Raw genomic sequence first — 22,898 nt, 5'->3', positions numbered from 1 at the left:
GCGCGCCCCGTTGGCGCCGCGCCCGCGCCCCGAGCGCGTCCCGCTGTCGTACGCCCAGCGCCGCCTCTGGTTCCTGCACCAGCTGGAGGGCCCTTCGGCGACGTACAACATCCCGACCGCCCTGCGGATGTCCGGGGTGCTCGACGTCGAGGCGCTGCGTTCGGCGATCGCCGACCTCGTCGTGCGGCACGAGACCCTGCGGACCGTCTTCGCCGAGTACGAGTACGAGGACGGGCCCCGGCAGATCGTCCTGGCGGCGGATGCCGCCGTGCCAGGGCTCACCGTGGTCGACGTGGCGGCGGACGAGCTGGACGCCGCCGTCGTCGAGGCCGCCGGGCACGCCTTCGACCTGCGGTGCGACCTGCCGGTGCGGGCCACGCTGTTCAGGACCGCGCCCGACGAGCACGTGCTGCTCCTGCTGATCCACCACATCGCCACCGACGGCTGGTCCACCGGGCCGCTCGCCCGTGACCTCGGCACCGCCTATCAGGCGCGGACCCGCGGCGCCGCGCCCAACTGGGCGCCGCTCGCGGTGAGTTACGCCGACTTCGCGCTGTGGCAGCGGGACACCCTCGGCAGCGTGGCCGACGCGGACAGCGTGCTCGCCCGCCAGCAGAGCTACTGGACTGAGCAACTGGCCGATCTGCCGGAGGAGTTGCAGCTCCCGGTGGACCGGCCGCGGCCCGCCGTCAGCGGACACGAGGGCGACCGGGTCACGTTCACCGTGCCAGCCGCGCTGCACGGGCGCCTCGCCGAGCTCGGCAAGGAGACGCACACCAGCGTCTTCATGGTCGTGCAGGCCGCGCTCGCCTCGCTCCTCAACCGGCTCGGCGCGGGCACGGACATCCCGATCGGCACGCCGATCGCCGGACGCACCGACAGCGCGCTCGACGACCTCGTCGGCTTCTTCATCAACAACCTGGTCCTGCGCACGGACACCGGCGGCAACCCGACGTTCCGTGAGCTGCTCGACCGGGTGCGGCGCACCGACCTGGCCGCGTACGCCCATCAGGACCTGCCCTTCGAGCAGCTCGTGGAGGCGCTCAACCCGGTCCGTTCCCTCGGTAGGCACCCGCTCTTCCAGGTCCTGCTGAGCGTCAGCACCGTCGACGACGACCCGGTCGAGCAGGCCGGACTCGCGGGTCTCGACGTCGCCCCCTACCGGCTCGGGACCGCCGCGGCCAAGGTGGACCTCGCCCTGGCCCTCGCCACGGGCCGGTCGGCCGACGGCACGCCCGCCGGGCTCTCCGGCATCCTCGACTTCGCCACCGCGCTGTTCGACAGGGCGACCGCGGTCTCCGTCGTCGACCGGTTCCTGCGGCTGCTCGAGGCCGTCGCGGCGGAACCGGACCTGCGCATCGGCTCCTTCGACGTCCTCGACGCCGCCGAGCGCCACGACATCCTCGTACGCCGCAACGACACCGGAAGGGCCACCGCGCCCGGCACCCTGCCCGAGCTGTTCCGGCGGCAGGCCGAGCTGACCCCCGACGCACCGGCCGTCGTCTTCGGCGAGCGGACGCTGTCCTACGCCGACCTCGACGCACGGGCCGACCGGCTCGCGCATCGGCTGCGCGCGGACGGCGTGCGGCGCGGCACCCCCGTGGTGCTCCTGATGCGCCGCTCGGCGGACCTGCTCGTGGCGACCCTCGCCGTCGCCAAGGCGGGCGGCGCCTACGTCCCGCTGCACGAGTCGTACCCGGTGGAGCGCATGCGCTTCGTCGTCGACGACGCGGCGGCGCGGCACGTGGTCACGGACGCCGAAGAGGCGCCGCGCGCGGCCGAGTTGGGCGGCGACCTCACCGTCGTCCGGGCCGACGAGGACCACCAGCCGGGACAGGCCGAAGAGGCAGCCGAAGAGGCGCTGGAGAGCGACCTCGCGCCCGCCGACCTCGCGTACGTGATGTACACGTCGGGCTCGACCGGCGTGCCCAAGGGCGTCGCCGCGACGCAGGGTGGCGTCGTCGACCTGGCCCTCGACGGCTGCTGGTCACCGGCCGCGCGGGAACGCGTGCTCCTGCACGCGCCGCACGCCTTCGACGTCTCCAACTACGAGATGTGGGTCCCGCTGCTCTCCGGCGGCACCGTCGTGGTGGCCCCGCCGGGCACCCTGGACGCCGCCGAACTCGGCGCGCTCCTGGAGCGCCACCGCATCACCGGGGTGCACCTGACCGCCGGGTTCTTCCGGGTCGTCGCCGAGGAGGCACCCGGCTGCTTCGCCACCGTCAAGGAGGTCCTGACCGGCGGTGACGTCGTCGCCCCGAACGCCGTGGCCCGCGTCCTCGACCACGCGCCGCACCTCGTGCTGCGCCAGCTGTACGGGCCGACGGAGACCACGCTGTGCGTCGCGCACCACGCGGTGACCGCGCCGTACGAGCCGGGTGCCCGCCTGCCGCTCGGCAGGCCGCTCGACCACACCCGCCTCTACGTCCTGGACGCCGGGCTGCGGCCGGTGCCCGACGGCGTCGTCGGCGAGCTGTACATCGCGGGCGCCCAGGTCACCCGCGGCTACCTCGGCCGCGCCGCGCTCACCGCCGAGCGCTTCACCGCCGACCCGCACGGCGCGCCGGGGGAGCGGATGTACCGCACCGGCGACCTGGCCAGGTTCACCCGCGACGGTCTTCTCGAATACCTCGGCCGCGGCGACGACCAGGTCAAGCTGCGCGGCTACCGCATCGAACTCGGCGAGATCGAGGCCGTGCTGGCGCGGTTCCCTGGCGTGGCCCAGGCCGCGGCGCTGGTCCGCGAGGACCGCCCCGGCGACCGCCGTCTGGTCGCCTACGCGGTGCCGTCGGGCGACGCCGCACCGGACCCCGCCGAGCTGACCGACCGGCTGCGCGAGCGCCTGCCCGACTACATGGTCCCCGCGGCCGTACTCGTCCTGCCCGCGCTGCCGCTGACCACCAACGGCAAGGTGGACCGCAAGGCGCTGCCCGCGCCCGACTTCCAGGCCCTGGCCACCGGACGCGAGGCGGGCACCGGAATCGAGAAGCGCCTCGCCGCGCTCTTCGCCGACGTGCTCGGCCTGGAGCGGGTCGGTGTCGACGACGGGTTCTTCGACCTCGGCGGCGACAGCATCCTCTCCATCCAGCTGGTCAGCAGGGCCCGCGCCGCCGGACTCGCACTCACCGTGCGCGACGTGTTCGAGCACCAGAGCGTCGCGAGGCTCGCCGGGCTCGACCTGACCGCCGGGACCGGCGTGGCCGCATCGGACGTCGCCCCCACGGGCCCGCTGCCCGCGACCCCCGTCATCAGCGCGTACGGCGAGAGCGGCGGCCCCGTCGACGGCTTCAACCAGTCCGCGGTGGTCCAGGTGCCCGCCGAGGCCGGGCCCCGCACGCTCGGCGCGGCCCTGCAGACGGTGCTCGACCACCACGACGCGCTGCGCCTGAGGGTCGGCGGGCTCACGCCCGACACCGACCTCGACGTGCTGCCACCCGGCGCCGTCGACGCCACCGCCTGCCTGGTCCGCGTCGACGCGGCGGACCTGACGGAGGACCAACTGCCCGAGGCGGTCAGGCGCGAGGCCGAGAGCGCCCGCACCCGGCTCGCCCCGGCCCGCGGCGTCATGCTGCAGGCCGTCTGGCTCGACAGGGGCGCGCGCCCGGGCCTCCTGGTCCTGGTCGCCAACCACCTCGCGGTCGACGCGGTCTCCTGGCGCACCCTGCTCCCGGACCTCGCCGACGCGTGGCGGGCCGCCCACGAAGGAACCGACCCGCACCTCGCACCGGTCGGCACGTCCTGGCGGCAGTGGGCGCACACCCTGCGGGAGATGGCCGTCACGCAGGACCGCGAGAGCGAGCTGGACACCTGGCGCGCCATCCTCGACAGGCCCGCTGTAGAGCAGGTGTACGGCAGCCACGACGACGCGGGCACGCTCTCGCTCACGCTCCCCGCCGACGTCACCGAGCCGCTCCTGAGCTGGGTGCCCGGCGTCTTCACCGGCGGCGTCAACGACGTGCTGCTCACCGGCTTCGCCGTCGCCGTCGCCGAGTGGCGGCGCGAACGCGGCGAGCAGGAGGGCCCCGTCGTGGTCGACCTGGAGAGCCACGGACGGCACGAGGACGCGGTGCGCGGCGCCGAACTCTCGCGCACCGTCGGCTGGTTCACCAGCGTCCACCCCATCCGGCTCGCACCGCGCAACGAAGCGGAGGTGTGGGACGGCGGGCCCGCCATGGGCCGGGCGATCCGGCACGTCAAGGAAGCGCTGCGGGCCTTCCCCGACAGCGGCATGGGCTACGGCCTCCTCCGTCACCTCAACCCGCGCACGGCGACCGCGCTCGCCGCCCTCCCCGCCCCCGACTACGGCTTCAACTACCTGGGCCGCGGCGCCGTCGCCGGGGACCCGGGCGACTGGGACCGCGTCGCGGGCGGCGTCGCGGGCCGCCCCGAAGGCACCCCGCTCACCCACGCCGTCGAGATCAACTGCGCGGCGCAGGACGGGCCCGAAGGGCCGCTCCTGACCGCCAACTGGACGTACGCGGCCGGTCTGTACGACGCCGACGGCATCCGGCGCCTCGCCGACCTGTGGTTCACGGCCCTGGCGGCCCTGGTGGAGCACGCGCGCAGGCCCGACGCGACGGGCCTCACGCCGTCCGACATCACGCACGCGTCGCTGAGCCAGGCAGAGATCGACGAGTTCGAGGAAGACCTCATGTCCGATTGGGAGAACCAGTAGTGAGCAAGCAGCCACCACAGATCGAGGACATCCAGCCGCTGTCCTCGCTGCAAGAGGGCTTCCTCTTCCTCAGCCTCTTCGACAAGGCCGGACTCGACGTCTACATCCGCCAGTTCGTCCTCGACCTGGACGGCGAGCTCGACGCGGAGGCCATGCGCGCCGCGGCGCAGCAGCTCCTCGACCGGCACGCCACACTGCGGGCCTCCTTCCGCCAGCGCAAGAACGGCGACTGGGTGCAGATCGTCATGCGCGGCGTGCGGGTGCCCTGGACGGTCGTCGACCTCACCGCGCTCGACGACGACAAGCGCGAGGACGAGGCGCGGCGCACCGTCGAGGAGGACCGGCTGCGCCGCTTCGACCCCGCGCGCCCGCCACTGATCCGCTTCACGCTCATCCAACTGGCCCCCAACCGACACCGGTTGGTCATGACCAACCACCACATGCTGTTCGACGGCTGGTCCCTGCCCATCCTGCTGCGCGAACTGACCGCGCTCTACACGGGCACGACCGGCGCGGCCCTGCCCCGCCCGCGGCCCTTCGCCGAGTACCTGGCCTGGCTCGGCGAACGCGACAAGGACGCGGCGCGCGCCGCGTGGACCGAGGCCCTCGCGGGCATCGAGTCGCCGACCGTCGTGGCGCCCGACGCGGGCCCCATCACCGAACTCCCGCGCCAGATGCCCGTGCCGCTCGACCCGGACGTCAGCACCAAGCTCGTCGACCGGGCCCGGGCGCAGGGCCTCACCGTCAACACGATGGTGCAGGGCGCCTGGGCGCTGGTCCTCGCCCAGCTGACCGGCGCGTCGGAGGCGGTCTTCGGCGTCACGGTGTCGGGCCGCCCCGCCGAACTGCCCGGCGTGGAGAGCATGGTCGGCCTCTTCATGAACACCGTGCCGCTGCGCGCCCGCATCGACCCCGCCGAGTCCGTGGGCCAGTACTTGCGCCGCCTCCAGGAGGAGCAGACCAGGCTCCTCGACCACCAGTGGGTCAGCCTGGCCGAGGCGCAGAGCTGGGCAGGGTCCACCGGCCTGTTCGACACCGGCATGGTCTTCGAGAACTACCCCGTCAACGCCGCGAAACTGGACGCCGGACTCGGCTCCGCGGGCCTCACCGTGGACAGCGCCGCGATCCGCGGCGGCGGCCACTTCACCATGCAGCTCATCGCCGACCTGCGCGGCACCGCGCTGAACGTGCGCGTGGACTACCGCCCCGACCTCCTTGGGGACGAGCGGGTCCACGAGATCGCGGAGCGGGTCGCCCGGGTCCTCGCGGCGTTCGTGGCCGACGCGGAGGTGCCGGTGGGCCGGATCGGCCTGCTGGGTGCGGTGGATCGTGAGCGGGTGTTGGTGGAGTGGAACGGCGACGCGGGTGGTGTGGTGTCGTCGGTGTCGCTGCCGGAGCTGGTTTCGGAGAGGGCGCGGGTCGCGCCGGATGCGGTGGCCGTGAGCGATGAGAATTCGGCGCTCACGTATGGGGAGTTGGTGGCTCGTGCGGATCGGCTCGCGCGGTATCTGATCACGCGGGGTGCGGGCGCCGAGCGGTTCGTGGCCGTCGCCATGCCTCGTGGTGTCGACGCCGTGGTGGCGTTGCTCGCGGTGGTGAAGTCGGGTGCGGCGTACGTTCCGGTGGATCCGGAGTACCCGGTGGAGCGGATCTCCTACATGTTGGAGGACGCGGCGCCGGTTCTGGTTCTTACGTCGGCGGAGGTGGCGGGCGGGCTTCCTGCGACGCAGGTCCCGGTCGTCGTACTCGATGGTCTTGAACTGGCCGACGACGAAGCCGAGTTGGCCGACCCCGCTCCCGGCGACACCGCCTACGTCATCTATACGTCGGGTTCGACCGGCCGTCCGAAGGGCGTGGTGGTCGAACACCGCGCTGTGGCCGCCTACTTGGGCCATGCGGGTGCTGCCTATCCGGACGCGTCCGGTGCGACCGTCCTGCACTCGCCGCTGTCCTTCGACCTGACGGTGACCGCGCTGTGGACCCCGCTGACGGTCGGCGGTCACGTCCACCTCGCCGCGCTGGACGGTGACGACCATGCGTCGCGTGCGCAGCCTTCGTTGATGAAGGTGACTCCGAGCCACCTCCCGCTGCTCCAGGAGCTACCGGATTCGGTGAGCCCGAGCGGGACGCTGATCATCGGCGGCGAGCAGCTGACCGGTGAGGCGCTCGCGGTGTGGCGCGAGGGGCACCCCTCTGTCCGCGTCATCAACGCCTACGGTCCGACCGAGTCGACGGTGAACTGCGCGCAGTTCGAGATTCTGCCCGGTCAGGCGGTCGCCAACGGTCCCGTGCCGATCGGTCGTCCCTTCGGGCACCTGCGGATGTACGTCCTGGATGGTGCGCTGCGGCCCGCCCCGGTGGGTGTCGCGGGTGAGCTCTATCTCGCGGGCCCGCAGTTGGCGCGCGGTTACTGGGGCCGGGCCGGTCTCACCGCCGAGCGCTTCACCGCCGACCCGTACGGCGAGCCGGGTGCGCGGATGTACCGCTCGGGTGACCTCGCCCGCTGGAATCACGAAGGCCAGCTGGAGTACGTCGGCCGTACCGACCACCAGGTGAAGCTGCGCGGTCACCGCATCGAGCTCGGCGAGATCGAGTCCGCCGTGCTCGCGCACCCGGCCGTCGCCCAGGCCGCCCTCGTGCTGCGCGAGGACGAGCCCGGCGACCACCAGCTGGTGGCCTACACAGTGGCCGCCGACGGACGCACCGTGCAACCGGCGCACCTCCTCGCCGAGTTGAGCGGGCAGCTGCCCGACTACATGGTGCCGTCGGCGGTCGTCGTGCTGGACGCGCTGCCGCTCACCGTGAACGGCAAGCTGGACCGGGCCGCGCTGCCCGCGCCCGCCTACGCCGACCGTCCGGCGGGCGGCCGTGGTCCGCGTACGCCGCAGGAAGAGATCCTCTGCACGCTCTTCGCCGAGGTGCTCGGACTCGACCGGGTCGGCATCGACGACGACTTCTTCACCCTCGGCGGGCACTCCCTGCGGGCCACCCGGCTCGTCAGCAGGATCCGCCGGACGCTGGACGTGGAACTGCCCATCCGCCAGCTGTTCGAGACGCCGACGGTGGCCGGTGTCGCGGCGGCGGTGGCCACGGCGGGGCGCGGGCGTGCCGCGCTGGTCGCCAGGCCCCGTCCCGAGCGCGTCCCGCTGTCGTACGCCCAGCGCCGCCTCTGGTTCCTGCACCAGCTGGAGGGTCCTTCGGCGACGTACAACATGCCGACCGCCCTGCGCCTGAAGGGCGACCTCGACGAGGGCGCGCTGCGCTCCGCGCTCGCGGACGTCGTGGCGCGGCACGAGAGCCTGCGCACCGTCTTCGCCGAGGACGACGAGGGGCCCCGCCAGATCGTGCTCGCGCCCGAGGACGCGTGCCCCGCGTTCGACCTCGTGGCCTGCGCGAGCGAGGACGTCACGCGCGAGCTCGGCGAGGCCGCCCGCCACTGCTTCGACCTGGCCGCCGAACTCCCGGTGCGGGCCACGCTGTTCAAGGTCACGCCCGACGAACACGTACTGCTCATCCTGCTGCACCACATCGCGGGCGACGCCTGGTCGATGACGCCGCTCGCCCGGGACCTGAGCGCCGCCTACACCGCGCGCACCGGCGGGCTCGCGCCGGACTGGACCGCGCCGGACGTGGCGTACGCGGACTACACGCTGTGGCAGCACGAGACGCTCGGCGGCGCGGACGACGCGGAGAGTGTGCTCGCCACCCAACTCGGCTATTGGCAGAAGCAGTTGGCCGGGCTGCCCGAGGAGCTCCAGCTGCCCGCCGACAGGGCGCGGCCCGCCGTCGCCTCGCACCGGGGCGACCGGGTGGCCTTCACGCTGTCGGCCGAGGCGCACCAGGGGCTCGCCGATCTTGCCAGGTCCACGCACACCAGCATGTTCATGGTCGCGCAGACCGCCGTGGCGGCGCTCCTGAACCGGCTCGGCGCGGGCACCGACATCCCGATCGGCACGCCGATCGCGGGCCGCACCGACGCCGCGCTCGACGACCTCATCGGGTTCTTCATGAACACCCTGGTCCTGCGCACCGACACGAGCGGCGACCCGACCTTCCGTGATCTGCTCGCCGCCGTGCGCGGCACCGACCTGGCCGCCTACGCCCATCAGGACCTGCCCTTCGAGCAGCTCGTGGAGGCCCTCAACCCGGTCCGCTCGCTCGGCCGTCACCCGCTCTTCCAGATCCTGCTCACCGTCCACAACGCCGACGAGGGCGCCGCGGCCGACGCGATCGGCGGGCTGCCCGGGCTCGACGTCTCGGTGGTCGGCGGCGGGGACGGCGCGGCCCGCTTCGACCTGTCGTTCGCGTTCACCGAGCAGTTCGCCGAGGGGCGGGCGCCCGCGGGGCTGCACGGCTCGGTGACCTACAGCACGGACCTCTTCGACCGGGGCACGGCCGAGGCGCTCGTCGCCCGCCTGGAGCGGGTCTTCGCCGCCGCCGTGGCGGACCCGGACCTGCGCATCGGCGCCGTCGACCTGCTCGCGCCCGCCGAGCGCGACCGGCTGCTCGGCAGGGACGGCGCCACCGTGCGCGCCTTCCCCGCCGAGTCCGTCGCCGAGGCGTTCCGCGCGCAGGCCGCCCGCACCCCCGGACACCCGGCGTTGAGCGTGGGTGACACCACCCTCACGTACGCCGAACTGGACTCGCGCGCGGAGCGGTTGGCGGCGCTGCTCCGTGCCAAGGGTGCGGGGCCAGAGCGGTTCGTCGCGCTCGTCCTGCCGCGCGGCGCCGACCTGATCGTCAGCCTGCTCGCCGTGCTCAAGAGCGGCGCCGCCTATCTGCCGATCGATCCGGGCCACCCGCGCGAGCGCATCGCGTACATGCTGGCGGACAGCCGCCCGATGCTGGCCATCGGCACCACGGAGACCGTGCGGGACCTGGACGCGGCAACCGGGCTGGAGTGGCTGCTGCTCGACGACCTCCGGGCCGAACTTCCCTCGGTGGCAGACCCGTTGGCCGAAGTCGCCGATGCCGCGCACCCCGCCTACGTCATCTACACCTCGGGCTCGACCGGGCGGCCCAAGGGCGTCGTCGTCAGCAGGGGCAGCCTCGCCAACTTCCTGAACGACATGCGCGAGCGCGTCCCGATGGGCGCCGCCGACCGGCTGCTCGCCGTCACCACCATCGGCTTCGACATCGCGGGGCTCGAAGTGTTCCTGCCGCTCGTGGACGGCGCGACGCTCGTGCTCGCCGACCGCGACACCGTGCGGGACCCGGGCGCGCTCGGCGCCCTCCTCGTCGACAGCGGCACCACCGTCGTGCAGGCCACGCCGAACCTGTGGCACGGCCTGCTCGACACCGTCCCCGACGCGCTGCGCGGAGTGCGCGCGCTGGTCGGCGGCGAGGCGCTGCCCGCCGGGCTCGCCCGCCGCCTCGCCGCGTCGTGCGCGTCGGCCGTGAACGTCTACGGCCCGACCGAGGCCACCATCTGGGCCAGCGCGTCGCCGCTGGACGCCGCGCTCACCGGCGCCCCGCCCATCGGCGTTCCGCTCGCCAACACCCGGATGTACGTCCTGGACGCGGGCCTGCGCCCGGTGCCGCCCGGCGTGCCGGGCGAGCTGTACATCGCGGGCGCCCAGCTGGCCCGCGGTTACCTGGGGCGTGCCGGGCTCACCGCCGAACGCTTCACCGCCGATCCGTTCGCGGCGCCGGGGGAGCGGATGTACCGCACCGGTGACCTGGCGCGCTGGCGCGGCGACGGGCGGCTCGACTACCTGGGCCGCACCGACGACCAGGTCAAGCTGCGCGGCTTCCGCATCGAGCTGGGCGAGATCGAGGCCGCGCTCGGCCGCCACGCCGGCGTCGCCAAGGCGGCGGCCCTGGTCCGCGAGGACCACCCGGGCGACCAGCTCCTCGTCGCGTACGCCGTGCCCGAGGACGGCGCCGTGCTGACCCTGCGCGAGGTGCGCGAGGGGCTCGCCGCCTTCCTGCCCGAGTACATGATCCCGTCGGCGCTCGTCACCCTCGACGCGCTGCCGCTCACCCCCAACGGGAAGCTCGACCGCAAGGCCCTGCCCGCGCCCGACCACTCCGGGCGCGCCGCGGGGCGGGCGCCGCGCACGCCACAGGAAGAGATCCTCTGCACACTCTTCGCCGAGGTGCTCGGCGTCGAGTCCGTCGGCGTCGACGACGACTTCTTCGCGCTCGGCGGGCACTCGCTGCGCGCCACCCGCCTGGTCAGCCGCGTCCGGGACGTCATGGGGCTCGAACTGGCCGTCCGCGGGCTCTTCGAGACGCCGACCGTGGCCGGTCTCGTCGCCGCGCTCGGCCGCGCGGACCGGGCCCGCGCCGCGCTCGTCGCCCGCCCGCGTCCCGAGCGGCTCCCGTTGTCGTACGCCCAGCGCCGCCTCTGGTTCCTGCACCACCTGGAGGGTCCCTCGGCGACGTACAACATCCCGACCGCCCTGCGTCTGACGGGCGAGCTGGACGAGGACGCGCTGCGTGCCGCGCTCGCGGACGTCGTGGGCAGGCACGAGAGCCTGCGCACCGTCTTCGCCGAGGACGACGAGGGCCCGCACCAGGTCGTCATCGCCGCCGCGGCCGCTCGCCCCGGGCTCGACGTCACCGACACCACCGAGGCCGACCTGCCGGGCGCCCTGCGCGACGCGGCCGGGCACTGCTTCGACATCACCGCCCAACTGCCCGTGCACGCCCACCTGTTCCGCCTCGCGCCCGACGAGTACGCGCTGCTCCTGCTCGTCCACCACATCGCGGGCGACGGCTGGTCGATGGCGCCGCTCGGCCGCGACCTCACCACCGCGTACGCCGCCCGTGCGCGCGGCGCCGCGCCCGACTGGACGCCGCTGCCCGTGCAGTACGCCGACTACGCCCTGTGGCAGCGCGAGGTCCTCGGCGACGAGAGCGACGCGGACAGCCCGCTCGCCCGCCAGCTCGCCTACTGGAGCGAGCAACTGCGCGATCTGCCCGAGCAGTTGGAGCTGCCCACCGACCGGCCGCGCCCCGCGGTCTCGGGCAACCAGGGCGACCGGGTCACCTTCACCGTGCCGACCGAGCTGTACGAGCGGCTCGGCGCGCTCGCCCGCACCAGCCGCACCAGCGTGTTCATGGTCACCCAGGCCGCGCTCGCCACGCTCCTGAACCGGCTCGGCGCGGGCTCCGACATCCCGATCGGCACGCCGATCGCCGGGCGCACCGACAGCGCGCTCGACGACCTCGTCGGCTTCTTCGTGAACACCCTGGTCCTGCGCACCGACACCGCGGGCGACCCCACCTTCCGGGAACTCCTGGACCGGGTGCGGCGCACCGACCTGGCGGCGTACGCCCATCAGGACCTGCCCTTCGAACGGCTCGTGGAGGTCCTCAACCCGGTCCGCTCGCTCGGCCGCCACCCGCTCTTCCAGACCCTGCTCACCTTCAACAACGACCGGCAGGAAGGCGGCGGCGCGGGCCCGGAGACCGCGCTCGACGCCAGCCGCATGGAGACCAGCACCGCCTCCGCCAAGTTCGACCTCTCGCTCACGTTCAGCGAGCGGCGCGACGGCGCGGGCGAGCCCGACGGGCTGCACGGCTGGCTGGAGTACCGCACCGAACTGTTCGACGCGGCGACCGCCGAAGCCCTGGTCGACCGGCTCCTGCGCGTCCTCGCCGCGGCCGCCGACGACCCGGAACTGCGCATCGGCGCCATCGACGTCCTCGCCCCCGCCGAACGGGACAGGATCCTCACCGGGCGCGGCGGCCCGGTGCGGGAGCTGGCGCCCACCACGGTGCTCGACCTGTTCGCCGCGCAGGCGGCGGCCAGCGCCGACAGCACCGCCGTGCTCGCAGGCTCGGAGGCCCTCACCTACGCCGAACTCGACACGCGGGCAAGCCGGTTGGCGCGGCTGCTCGCCGCGCGCGGCGCGGGGCCCGAGAGCGTCGTGGCCATCGCCATGCCGCTGTCCGCCCAGACCGTCGTCGCCGTACTCGGCGTCCTCAAGTCCGGCGCCGCCTACCTGCCCATCGACCCGGAGACCCCCGCCGACCGCGTCGCCCACCTGCTGCGCGACGCCGCGCCGCACGCCGTACTGACCACGTCGGCGACACCGGCCGGACTGCTGCCCGAGGACACGGACCCGTACGCCGTCGGACTGCCCGACGTCATCGACCTCGACGCGCCGGAGACCCTGACCGCGCTCGCCGCGTACGGCGAAGGGGCGGTGACGGACGCCGAGCGCACCGCGCCGCTCACCCCGGGCAACGCCGCGTACGTGATCTACACGTCGGGCTCCACCGGCCTCCCCAAGGGCGTCGTCGTCGAACACCTGCCGCTCGTGCGGTACTTGACGACCGCCAAGGACCGCTACGCGGGCGCTTCCGGCACCGCGCTGCTTCACTCGCCGCTCGCCTTCGACCTGACGGTCACCGGCCTGTACACGCCGCTCCTGACCGGCGGCACCGTCCGCGTCGGCGACCTCAAGGAACTGCACGGCGGCGCCGTCGACGCCCCGCAGACCGGGTTCCTCAAGGCCACGCCCAGCCATCTGCCGCTCATCCAGGGCATGGCCGCGCAGGACGTGCCGCGCGGCGAGCTCGTCCTGGGCGGTGAGAACCTCACCGCGGGCCCTGTCCGTGAACTGCTGCGCGCCCACCCCGGCGTGACGGTGGTCAACGAGTACGGTCCCACCGAGGCGGTCGTGGGCTGCACGGAGTGGCGGGCCACCGCGTCCGACGAACTGCCCGACGGGTCCCTGCCCATCGGCCTGCCCTTCCCCGACACCCGGCTCTACGTCCTGGACGAGGGCCTGCGGCCGGTGCCCGACGGCGTGCCCGGCGAGCTGTACATCGCGGGCACCCAGCTGGCACGCGGCTACCTCGGCCGCGCCCCGCTCACCGCGCAGCGCTTCGTCGCCGACCCGTTCGGCGGTCCTGGCGCGCGCATGTACCGCAGCGGTGACCTCGCCCGGTGGAACAGGGACGGCCTCCTCGAGTACCTCGGCCGCACCGACGACCAGGTCAAGCTGCGCGGCTTCCGCATCGAGCCCGGCGAGATCGAGGCCGTGCTCGACCAGCACCCGGGAGTCGCCCAGGCCGCCGTCCTGGTCCGCGAGGACCGGCCGGGCGACCGCCGCCTCGTCGGCTACGCGGAGAGCGCGGCCGAGGGCGAGGGGGAGCCGCACGGCGCCGACCTGGTGCGGTGGCTGCGCGAGCGGCTGCCCGACTACATGGTGCCCGCGGCCGTCGTCGTCCTCGCCGAGCTGCCCCTGACCGGCAACGGCAAGGTCGACCGCAAGGCGCTGCCCGCGCCCGACTACCAGGCCCTGGCCACCGGCCGCGCGGCGGACACGCCCCGGCAGAAGGCGCTCGCCGACCTCTTCGCCGAGGTCCTCGGCCTGGAGCAGGTCGGCGTCGACGACGGGTTCTTCGACCTCGGCGGCGACAGCATCCTCTCCATCCAGCTCGTCGGCAGGGCCCGCGCGGCCGGACTGCACCTCACCGTGCGGGACGTCTTCGAGCACCAGTCGGTGGCGGCCCTCGCGGAGTTCGCATCGGCGGCCGGTGAGGAGGGCCCCGCGGCGGGCGCGGACGAGCGCACGGGCACGCTGCCCGCCACGCCGATCATGCGCTGGTTCACCGAACAGGGCGGCCCCGTCGCCCCGTTCAACCAGTCCGTCGCGGTGCGCGTGCCCGAATCCGTGGCCCTGCCGACCCTGACGACCGCGCTCCAGGCGGTCCTGGACCACCACGACGCGCTCCGCATGCGGGTGACCGACACCGGCACGGACGACGGCGTGGAGATCCTGCCCGTCGGATCGGTGCGGGCGGCGGAGTGCGTGCGCCGCGTGGACGTGTCGGCCCTCGGCGCCGCCGAGCTCCCGGCCGCGCTGCGCACGGCCGCCGAGGAGGCCCGCGGGCGCCTCGACCCGGCCACGGGCCGGATGTTCGAAGCGGTGTGGCTGGACCGGGGCGACGCGCCAGACGACACCGACCGGCGCGGTCTCCTCGTCCTCGTCGCCCACCACTTCAGCGTCGACGCCGTGTCCTGGCGCATCCTGCTGCCCGACCTCGCCGAGGCGTGGCAGGCCGTGGCGCGCGGGGACGCCCCGGCGCTCGCCCCGGTGGGCACGCCCTGGCGGTACTGGGCCCGCACCCTGCACCAGGGCGCGACCGAGTCCGCCCGAGAAGGTGAACTGGCGCTGTGGCGCGGCATGTTCGACGGCGCGCGGGATCCGGGTGTCGACCCGCTCAAGGACACCCGCTCGGACGCGGGACGCCTTGCCGTGAGCCTGTCGGCGGAGACCACCAAGGAGTTGCTGACCTGGGTGCCCGGGGAGCTGCACGCGGGCGTCACCGACCTGCTGCTCGCCGCCTTCACCGAGGCGGCGGGCGCGTGGCAGCGCTCGCGCGGGCGTGCTTCGGGCGGTGTGCTGCTCGACCTGGAGAACCACGGACGGCACGAGGAGCTGCACCCCGGCACCGACCTGTCGCGCACCGTCGGCTGGTTCACCATGCTGCACCCGCTGCGGCTCGCCACCGACCCGGAGGGCACCGGCGGCGCCACGCCCGGCGTGCTCGTCAAGCACGTCAAGGAGCAGGTGCGGGCCGTGCCTGACAACGGCGTGGGACACGGCCAGCTCCGCTACCTCAACCCCCGCACCCGCACGGACCTGGCCGCCGCCCCGGCGCCGGAGTTCGGCTTCAACTACCTGGGCCACTTCACCGGTTCGGACGCCGCGCAGGAGGCCGCCGACTGGGCCGCCGTCAGTCGCGGCCTCGCGGGGCAGGACCCCCGCGCGCCGCTCGCGCACGCCGTCGAACTGACGGCGGGCGCGCACGACGACGAGGACGGGAACCCGGTCCTGCGCGCCGAATGGACCTTCGCGCGCAGGCTGCACTCGCAGGCCGACGTCCAGCGGCTCGCCGACGCCTGGTTCCGTGCCCTGCAAGCCCTGGTGGAGTACGCCCGCCGGCCCGACGCCGGCAGCCTCACCGAGTCCGACGTCGCGCTCAGCTCCATCAGCGCCGACGAGATCGCGCTTTTGGAATCCGATTGGGAGGCGTCCCTGTGACGACCACACGCTCCGGCCTGCAAGACATTCTCCCGCTCACCCCGCTGCAGGAGGGGATGCTCTTCCACCACGCCTACGACGCGGACGCCGACGACGCCCTGGACGTGTACACCGTCCAGGTGTTCCTGGAGCTGGAGGGCCACGTCGACGTGGCGGCGCTGCGCACCGCCGCGGACGCGCTGCTCCTGCGCCACCCGAACCTGCGCGCCGGATTCCGTTTCCAGGGCGTCAAGCGGCCCGTGCAGTTCATCCCGCGCACGGTCTCCGCCGTACTGCGCGAGAAGGACCTGACCACCGTGCCGGAGGCCGACCGGGAGCCGGGGGCCGAGGCCGTGGCGGTCCAGGACCGCTGGCAGCGCTTCGACCTGGCGCGTCCGCCGCTGGTCAGGTTCACCCTGATCCGCCTGGCGACCGAGCGCTACCGCCTGATCATGACGTGCCATCACATCCTGCTCGACGGCTGGTCGATGCCGGTGCTCCTGCGCGAGCTGATGACGCTGTACGTCTCGCGCGGCGACATCACCGCGCTGCCGCCCGTGCGCCCCTACCGCGACTACCTGGCCTGGCTCGCCGCCCGCGACCGCGACGGCGCCCGCGACGCCTGGCGCGGCGCCCTTGAAGGCCTGGACAGGCCCACGCTCGCCGCGCCCGAGCCCGGGCCGCTCACGGTGCGCCCGGAGCGCGTCGGGTTCACGCTCTCGGACGAGTCGCACGCCGCGCTCGCCCAGTACGCCCGCTCCCAGGGCCTGACCCTGAACACGGTCGTGCAGGGCCTGTGGGCCGTCGTCCTCGGCCGTCTGACGGGCAGCGCCGACGTGGTCTTCGGCGCGACCGTCTCCGGGCGGCCGACCGACCTGCCCGGCGTCGAGAACATGGTCGGCCTGTTCATGAACACGCTGCCGGTGCGCGCGAGGCTGGACCCCGCCGAGCCCGTCGGCGCGCTCCTGCGCAGGCTCCAGGACCAGTCGGCGCGGCTCCTGGACCACCAGTGGGCGGGGCTCGCCGAGATCCAGAACTGGGTCGGTTCCAAGCGCCTGTTCGACACCGCGATGGTCTTCGAGAACTTCCCGTCCCGGGTGGGCGGCGGGCAGGGCGGCGAGGACGCCCCCGCCGCCGACGCGCCGCGCGTCGTCAAGATCCACTCCAGTGACGCCATGCACTACCCGCTGGGCCTGCTCGTCCTGCCGCGCCCGCCCATGCGGTTCTCGCTCGGCTACCGGCCCGACCTGTTCGAGCGGGCCGAGGTGGAGCGCGTCGCCGACCGGCTGCGGCACGTCATCGACGCGGTGCTCGCCGACCCCGAGCTGCCGGTCGGCCGCATCGACGACGGCGAGCGGGCGGCCTCGGTCACCGGCGGCGCGACGCCCGGCACCGGCCGCGCCGGTACGGAGCAGGCCGCCGCGCTGCCCGAGACGACCTGCCGCGACCTCTTCGAGGAGCAGACCGCCCGTACGCCCGAAGCGCCCGCGCTCTCCGACCACGAGGCGCTGCTCGGCTACGCCGAACTGGACGCCCGCGCCAACCGGCTGGCCCGCGACCTGATCGGCCGCGGCGTCGGCCCCGAGTCGTACGTCGCCGTCGCCATGCCGCGCGTCAACGACCTCGTCGTCGCGATGCTCGCCGTCCTCAAGGCGGGCGCCGCCTACGTGCCCGTCGACCTCGGCTACCCGGACGAGCGCATCACGCGGATGATCGACGACTCGGCGCCGGTCCTCGCGCTGACCGTCGCGGAGGCGGCGGAGCGGCTCGACGGGCTCGGCGTGCCGGTCATCGCCGTGGACGGCGCGGCGCACCGCGAGCTCGTCGCGCGGCAGGACCCGGGCCCGGTCACCGACGCCGACAGGACCGCTCCCGCATCGCCGCGCCACCCCGCGTACGTCATCTACACCTCGGGCTCCACCGGACGCCCCAAGGGAGTCGTCGTCGAGCACCGCTCGCTCGCCGCCTACGCCCAGCGCTGCCGCGAGGAGTACCCGGGCGTCGACGGCGTCGGCCTGCTGCACTCCTCGATCTCCTTCGACCAGAGCGTCGGCGCCCTGTACGTGCCGCTGATCAGCGGCGGGCAGGTGCGCCTCGCCGAACTGGACGAGCGCGCGGTGCCTGGCCCCGGTCCTGGCGCGGCACGTGCGACGTTCATGAAGGCGAGCCCCTCCCACCTCGCGCTCCTCGCCGAACTGCCCGACGAGGTCTCGCCGACCGGCAGCATCACCTTCGGCGGCGAGCAGCTGCGCGGCGAGGTCATCGGCCCCTGGCGCGAGCGCCACCCCGGCACCACCATCTTCAACGTGTACGCGCCCACCGAGGCCACCGTGCACTGCGTCGACTACCGCATCTCGCCCGAGGACGAGACGCCCAAGGGCCCGATCCCGATCGGCCGCCCGAACGCCAACACCCGTCTGTACGTGCTCGACACGGCCCTTCGGCAGGTGCCCGACGGCGCGCCCGGCGAGCTGTACATCGCGGGCACCCAGCTCGCCCGCGGCTACCTCGGCCGTCCCGCGATGACCGGCGAGCGCTTCGTCGCCTGCCCCTACGAGGCCCCGGGTGCCCGCATGTACCGCACCGGCGACCTGGTGCGCCGCAACGCGGACGGCGACATCGAGTACGTCGGCCGCGTCGACGAGCAGGTCAAGGTCCGCGGCTTCCGCGTCGAACTCGGCGAGATCCAGACCGCGTTGACCGGACACCAGGGCGTCGTCCAGACCTCGGTGATCGTGCGCGAGGACGAGCCGGGGGACCAGCGCATCGTCGCCTATGCGGTGCCGGGGCCGGACGGCTGGGACCAGGCCGTGGCCCGCCGCCACCTCGCGGGCGTCCTGCCCGAGTACATGCTGCCCGCCGCCTACGTCACGCTGGACGCGCTGCCGCTCACGCCCAACGGCAAGATCGACCGCAAGGCGCTGCCCGCCCCCGACTACGGCGCGCAGGCAACCGGCAGGGAGCCGCGCACGCCGCGCGAGGAGATCCTCTGCGGGCTCTTCGCCGACGTGCTCGGCACCGGCCGCCGGATCGGCATCGACGACAACTTCTTCGACCTGGGCGGCCATTCGCTGCTCGTGATGCGTCTGGTGGGCAGGGTCCGTTCGGCGCTCGGTGTGGACCTCGGCATCCGCAGCCTCTTCGAGGCCCCGACGGTCGCCGCCCTCGTCGAGCGTCTCGACGCCAGCGCGCCGGACGCCAGGCCCGCGATCCGGCAGGACGGCGACAGGCCCGAGCGCCTTCCGCTCTCCTTCGCCCAGCGCAGGCTCTGGTTCCTCGCCCAGCTCTCCGGGCCAGGCCACACCTACAACATCCCCATCGCGCTGCGGCTGCGCGGCCGCCTCGACAGGGACGCGCTCGCCGCGGCCCTCACCGACGTCGTAGGCCGCCACGAGAGCCTGCGCACCGTCTTCCCCGCCGCCGACGGCGAGCCCTACCAGCGGGTCCTGGACGCCGTGCCGTTCGAGCTGCGCGCCGACCTGGTGCGCGAGGACGCGCTGCCCGAGACCCTCGCGCAGGCCTCGCGCGCCGTCTTCGACCTGGCCGAGCAACCGCCGCTGCGGGCCCGCCTGTTCGAGATCGAGACCGAGGGGACAACGGGGGGCGACGACCACGTCCTGCTCCTCCTCGTCCACCACATAGCCAGCGACGCCTGGTCGCGCGGCCCGCTCGCCCGTGACCTGGGCGCCGCCTACGCCGCGCGCGCCGAAGGCCGGGCGCCCACCTGGACGGCGCTGCCCGTCCAGTACGCCGACTACGCCCTGTGGCAGCGCGAGCTGCTCGGCACCGAGGGCGACGCGGACAGCCTGATCTCCCGGCAGCTCGCCCACTGGCGCGAGGCGCTCGCGGGGCTGCCCGAACAGATCGAACTGCCCCTGGACCGGCCGCGCTCCGCGGCCTCCTCGCAGCGCGGCGGCCAGATCCACCTGAGCGTCGACGCCGAACAGCACCGCCAACTCCTGGCCCTGGCGCGGGAGTCGGGCGCCAGCCTGTTCATGGTGCTCCAGGCGGGCCTGGCCGCCCTCCTGAACCGGCTCGGCGCGGGCGACGACATCCCCATCGGCTCGCCCGTCGCGGGCCGCGGCGACGAGGCGCTCGACAACCTCGTCGGCTTCTTCGTCAACACCCTGGTGCTGCGCAACGACGTCTCGGGCGACCCGGCCTTCCGCGAACTCCTGCGGCGCACCCGCGAGACGGACCTGGCGGCCTACGGCCACCAGGACGTGCCCTTCGAGCGGCTCGTCGAGGTCCTCAACCCGGTCCGCTCCGCCACCACGCACCCGCTGTTCCAGGTCACCCTGGTACTGCAGAACACCGCGCGGTCCACCCTCGACCTGCCGGGCCTCACCGCGAACACCGTGCAAGTCAGCGACGGCTCCAACAAGTTCGACCTCGGCTTCAGCCTCACCGAGCGCTACACCGAGGACGGCACGCCCGCGGGCCTCGTCGGCGCCGTCGACTTCTCCACCGACGTCTTCGACGCCGCCACCGTCGAGACCGTCGCCCGCCGCTACACCCGCCTGCTCGCCCAGGCCGTCGCCTCTCCCACCACCACGGTGAGCGGCTTCGAGCTGTGGGACGAGGGCGAGCGGGGGCGCGTGCTCACCGAGTGGAACGACACCGCGCACCCGGCACCGGCCGCGAGCGTGCCCGAGCTCTTCGCCGAGCAGGCCCGGCGCACCCCGGACGCCACCGCCGTGCTCTTCGAGGGCGCCTCGCTCTCGTACGCCGAACTCGACGCCCGCGCCGAGGAGTTGGCGCGCCGCCTGACCGCTCGCGGTGCGGGACCCGAGGCCCTGGTGGCCGTCCTGATGCGGCGCTCGCCCGACCTGGTCGTGGCGCTGCTCGCCGTGCTCAAGTCCGGCGCCGCCTATGTGCCGCTCGACCCGCGCTACCCCCAGCGCCGCATGGAGCAGGTCCTCGGCGAGACCACGCCCGCCGTGCTCCTCACCGACGAGGCGGAGCGGGAGCGCGCCGAGAGCCTGCTCACGTACGTGACCTCGGCGCGGGTCGTCGCGGTGGCCGACGCGGGCCCCGGGGCCGACGGCGGCGCGGACCGCGCACCCGTACGCCCTGGCCAGCTCGCGTACGTCATGTTCACCTCCGGCTCCACGGGCCGCCCCAAGGGCGTCGCGGTCAGCCACGAGAACATCGTCGGCCTCGCCCTCGACCCGTGCTGGCGGGGCGCGGCGCAGGAGCGGGTGCTCGCCCACTCGCCGCACTCCTTCGACGCCTCCACGTACGAACTGTGGGTGCCGCTCCTCTCGGGCCGCACCGTCGTCGTCGCGCCGCCCGGTGAACTGGGCGCGCCCGAACTGGAGCGCGTCATCCAGGACAACGACGTGAGCTGCGTCTTCCTGACGACCGCGCTGTTCAACTTCCTCGTCCAGGAGCGGGTCGAGGCGCTGCGCGGCCTCAAGCAGGTGTGGACCGGCGGCGAAGGCGTCTCGCCGGACACCATGCGGCGGGCCGTCGCCGAGTGCCCCGACACCGTCGTCACCCATGTCTACGGACCCACCGAGACGACGACGTTCGCCACCTTCCACGCGCTGCGCGCGGACCGGCCCATCGAAGGCACCGTGCCGATCGGCGGGCCCATGGCCAACACCCGCGCCTACGTCCTCGACGACCGCCTGCGGCCCGTGCCGCCCGGTGTCCCCGGCGAGCTCTACCTCGCGGCGTCGGGCCTGGCCCGCGGCTATCTGGGCCGCGCGGCGCTGACCGCCGAACGCTTCGTCGCCGTGCCGTTCGCGGGCCCCGGCGAGCGCATGTACCGCACCGGCGACCTGGTGCGCTGGAACGCCGAGGGGCAGATCGAGTTCATCGGGCGCAGCGACCAGCAGGTCAAGATCCGCGGCTTCCGCATCGAACCCGGCGAGATCGAGACGGTCCTGACCCGCCACGACACCGTCGCGCACGCCGTGGTCACCGTGCACGAGCCGCAGCCCGGCGACAAGCGCCTGGTCGCCCACGTCGTCGCCGCCGACCCGGGGACGCCGGTCGACACCGCGAAGCTGCGCGCGTACGCCGCCGAGACACTGCCCGACTACATGGTGCCCGTCGCGATCACCCCCCTCGACGCGCTGCCGCTCACCCCGAACGGCAAGGTCGACAAGAAGGCGCTGCCCGCGCCCGCCTACGACACCGTCGGCGGACGCGGCCCGCGCGGGCCCGTCGAGGACGTGCTGTGCGGCCTCTTCCGCGAGGTCCTGAACCTCGACAAGGTCGGCATCGACGACAACTTCTTCGACCTGGGCGGGCATTCACTGCTCGCGCCCCGGCTCGCCGAACGCATCCGTACCGCCTTCGGCGTGCGGCTCGCGGTCCGTGACGTGTTCGGGGCGCCCACCGTCGCGGCCCTCGCCGACCGCGTGTCCGGCGACGGCGGCAGCCACGACCCGCTGGGCGTCCTGCTGCCGCTGCGCCCGCACGGCGCCGCGGCACCGCTGTTCTGCGTCCACCCGGGCCTCGGCCTGAGCTGGAGCTACGCGGGACTGCTGCGCCGCATCCCGGCCGACGTACCGGTGTACGGACTGCAGGCGCGCGGCTTCGCCGAGGGCGACGTACTGCCCGAGTCGATCGAACGGATGGCCGCCGACTACGTCGACGAGATCAGGGCCGTGCACCCCGAGGGCCCCTACCGGCTGCTCGGCTGGTCGCTCGGCGGCAACGTCGCCTACGCCATGGCCTCGCTCCTGCGGGCCAAGGGGGAGAAGGTCGAACTCCTCGCGCTCCTGGACGCCTACCCGAGCTCGGGCGCCGCCGATGCCGCCGCGCCCGCGGCGGCCCCCGACGAGCGCGACCGCGCCGAACTCCTCGCCCGCAACCTGCGCGCCGACGGCTTCGACGTCGAGGCCGCCGAGCTCCTCGACACCGGCTTCCCCGCGGCCCGCTACAAGGCCCACCTGGTGGGCAGGGGCGATCCGCTCGGCGAGCTCGACGAGCGCGAACTGACCGCCGTGTCACGGGTGTACGCCAACAACGTCCACCTGCTGCGCGCCCACCGCCCCGAGCCGACAGACGACGGCGTGCTGCTGTTCTCGGCGACCCGGGTCTCCGCGGCGGCCGCCGCGCGCGCCGACCGGGCGGGCGACGACCGCCCGCGCGGCGAGGCGGCCTGGCGGCCCTACGTCGGCGGCGACATCGAGATCGTCGACGTCGACGCCGCCCACGCCGACCTGCTCGCCGCCGACTCCGCACTCGCCCGCATCGGCGACACGCTCGCCGACCGGCTCTGA

General features: G+C 74.2%; 3 protein-coding genes (1 of these 3 only partly in view). All 3 read left to right on the top strand.

Going from position 1 to position 22,898, the window contains the following annotated elements; translation table 11 throughout:
* Tightly spaced (each overlapping or abutting the next), the 3 genes in view from CP970_RS09640 to CP970_RS09630 form a layout consistent with a single transcriptional unit that may run on beyond the window.
* Nucleotides 1-4,675: the 3' portion of a non-ribosomal peptide synthetase gene (locus CP970_RS09640; RefSeq protein ID WP_055543444.1), read on the top strand. It extends 17,324 nt beyond the left edge of the window; 4,675 of the gene's 21,999 nt are visible here — the last part of the coding sequence; the start codon falls outside the window, past its left edge; it ends in the stop codon at nt 4,673-4,675.
* On the top strand, nt 4,675-15,681 hold the full coding sequence (locus CP970_RS09635; protein WP_150493184.1) for a non-ribosomal peptide synthetase: 11,007 nt from the start codon (nt 4,675-4,677) through the stop codon (nt 15,679-15,681). Before CP970_RS09640 ends, CP970_RS09635 begins: the two co-directional genes overlap by 1 nt.
* Nucleotides 15,678-22,898, top strand: a complete 7,221-nt coding sequence (locus CP970_RS09630; RefSeq protein WP_055543447.1) for an amino acid adenylation domain-containing protein — start codon at nt 15,678-15,680, stop codon at nt 22,896-22,898. Before CP970_RS09635 ends, CP970_RS09630 begins: the two co-directional genes overlap by 4 nt.

The organism is Streptomyces kanamyceticus (assembly GCF_008704495.1).
GTDB classification, from domain to species: Bacteria; Actinomycetota; Actinomycetes; order Streptomycetales; family Streptomycetaceae; genus Streptomyces; species Streptomyces kanamyceticus.
Note: the sequence above shows the minus strand (reverse complement) of the source record. Positions and strands in the feature narration are given on the sequence as shown.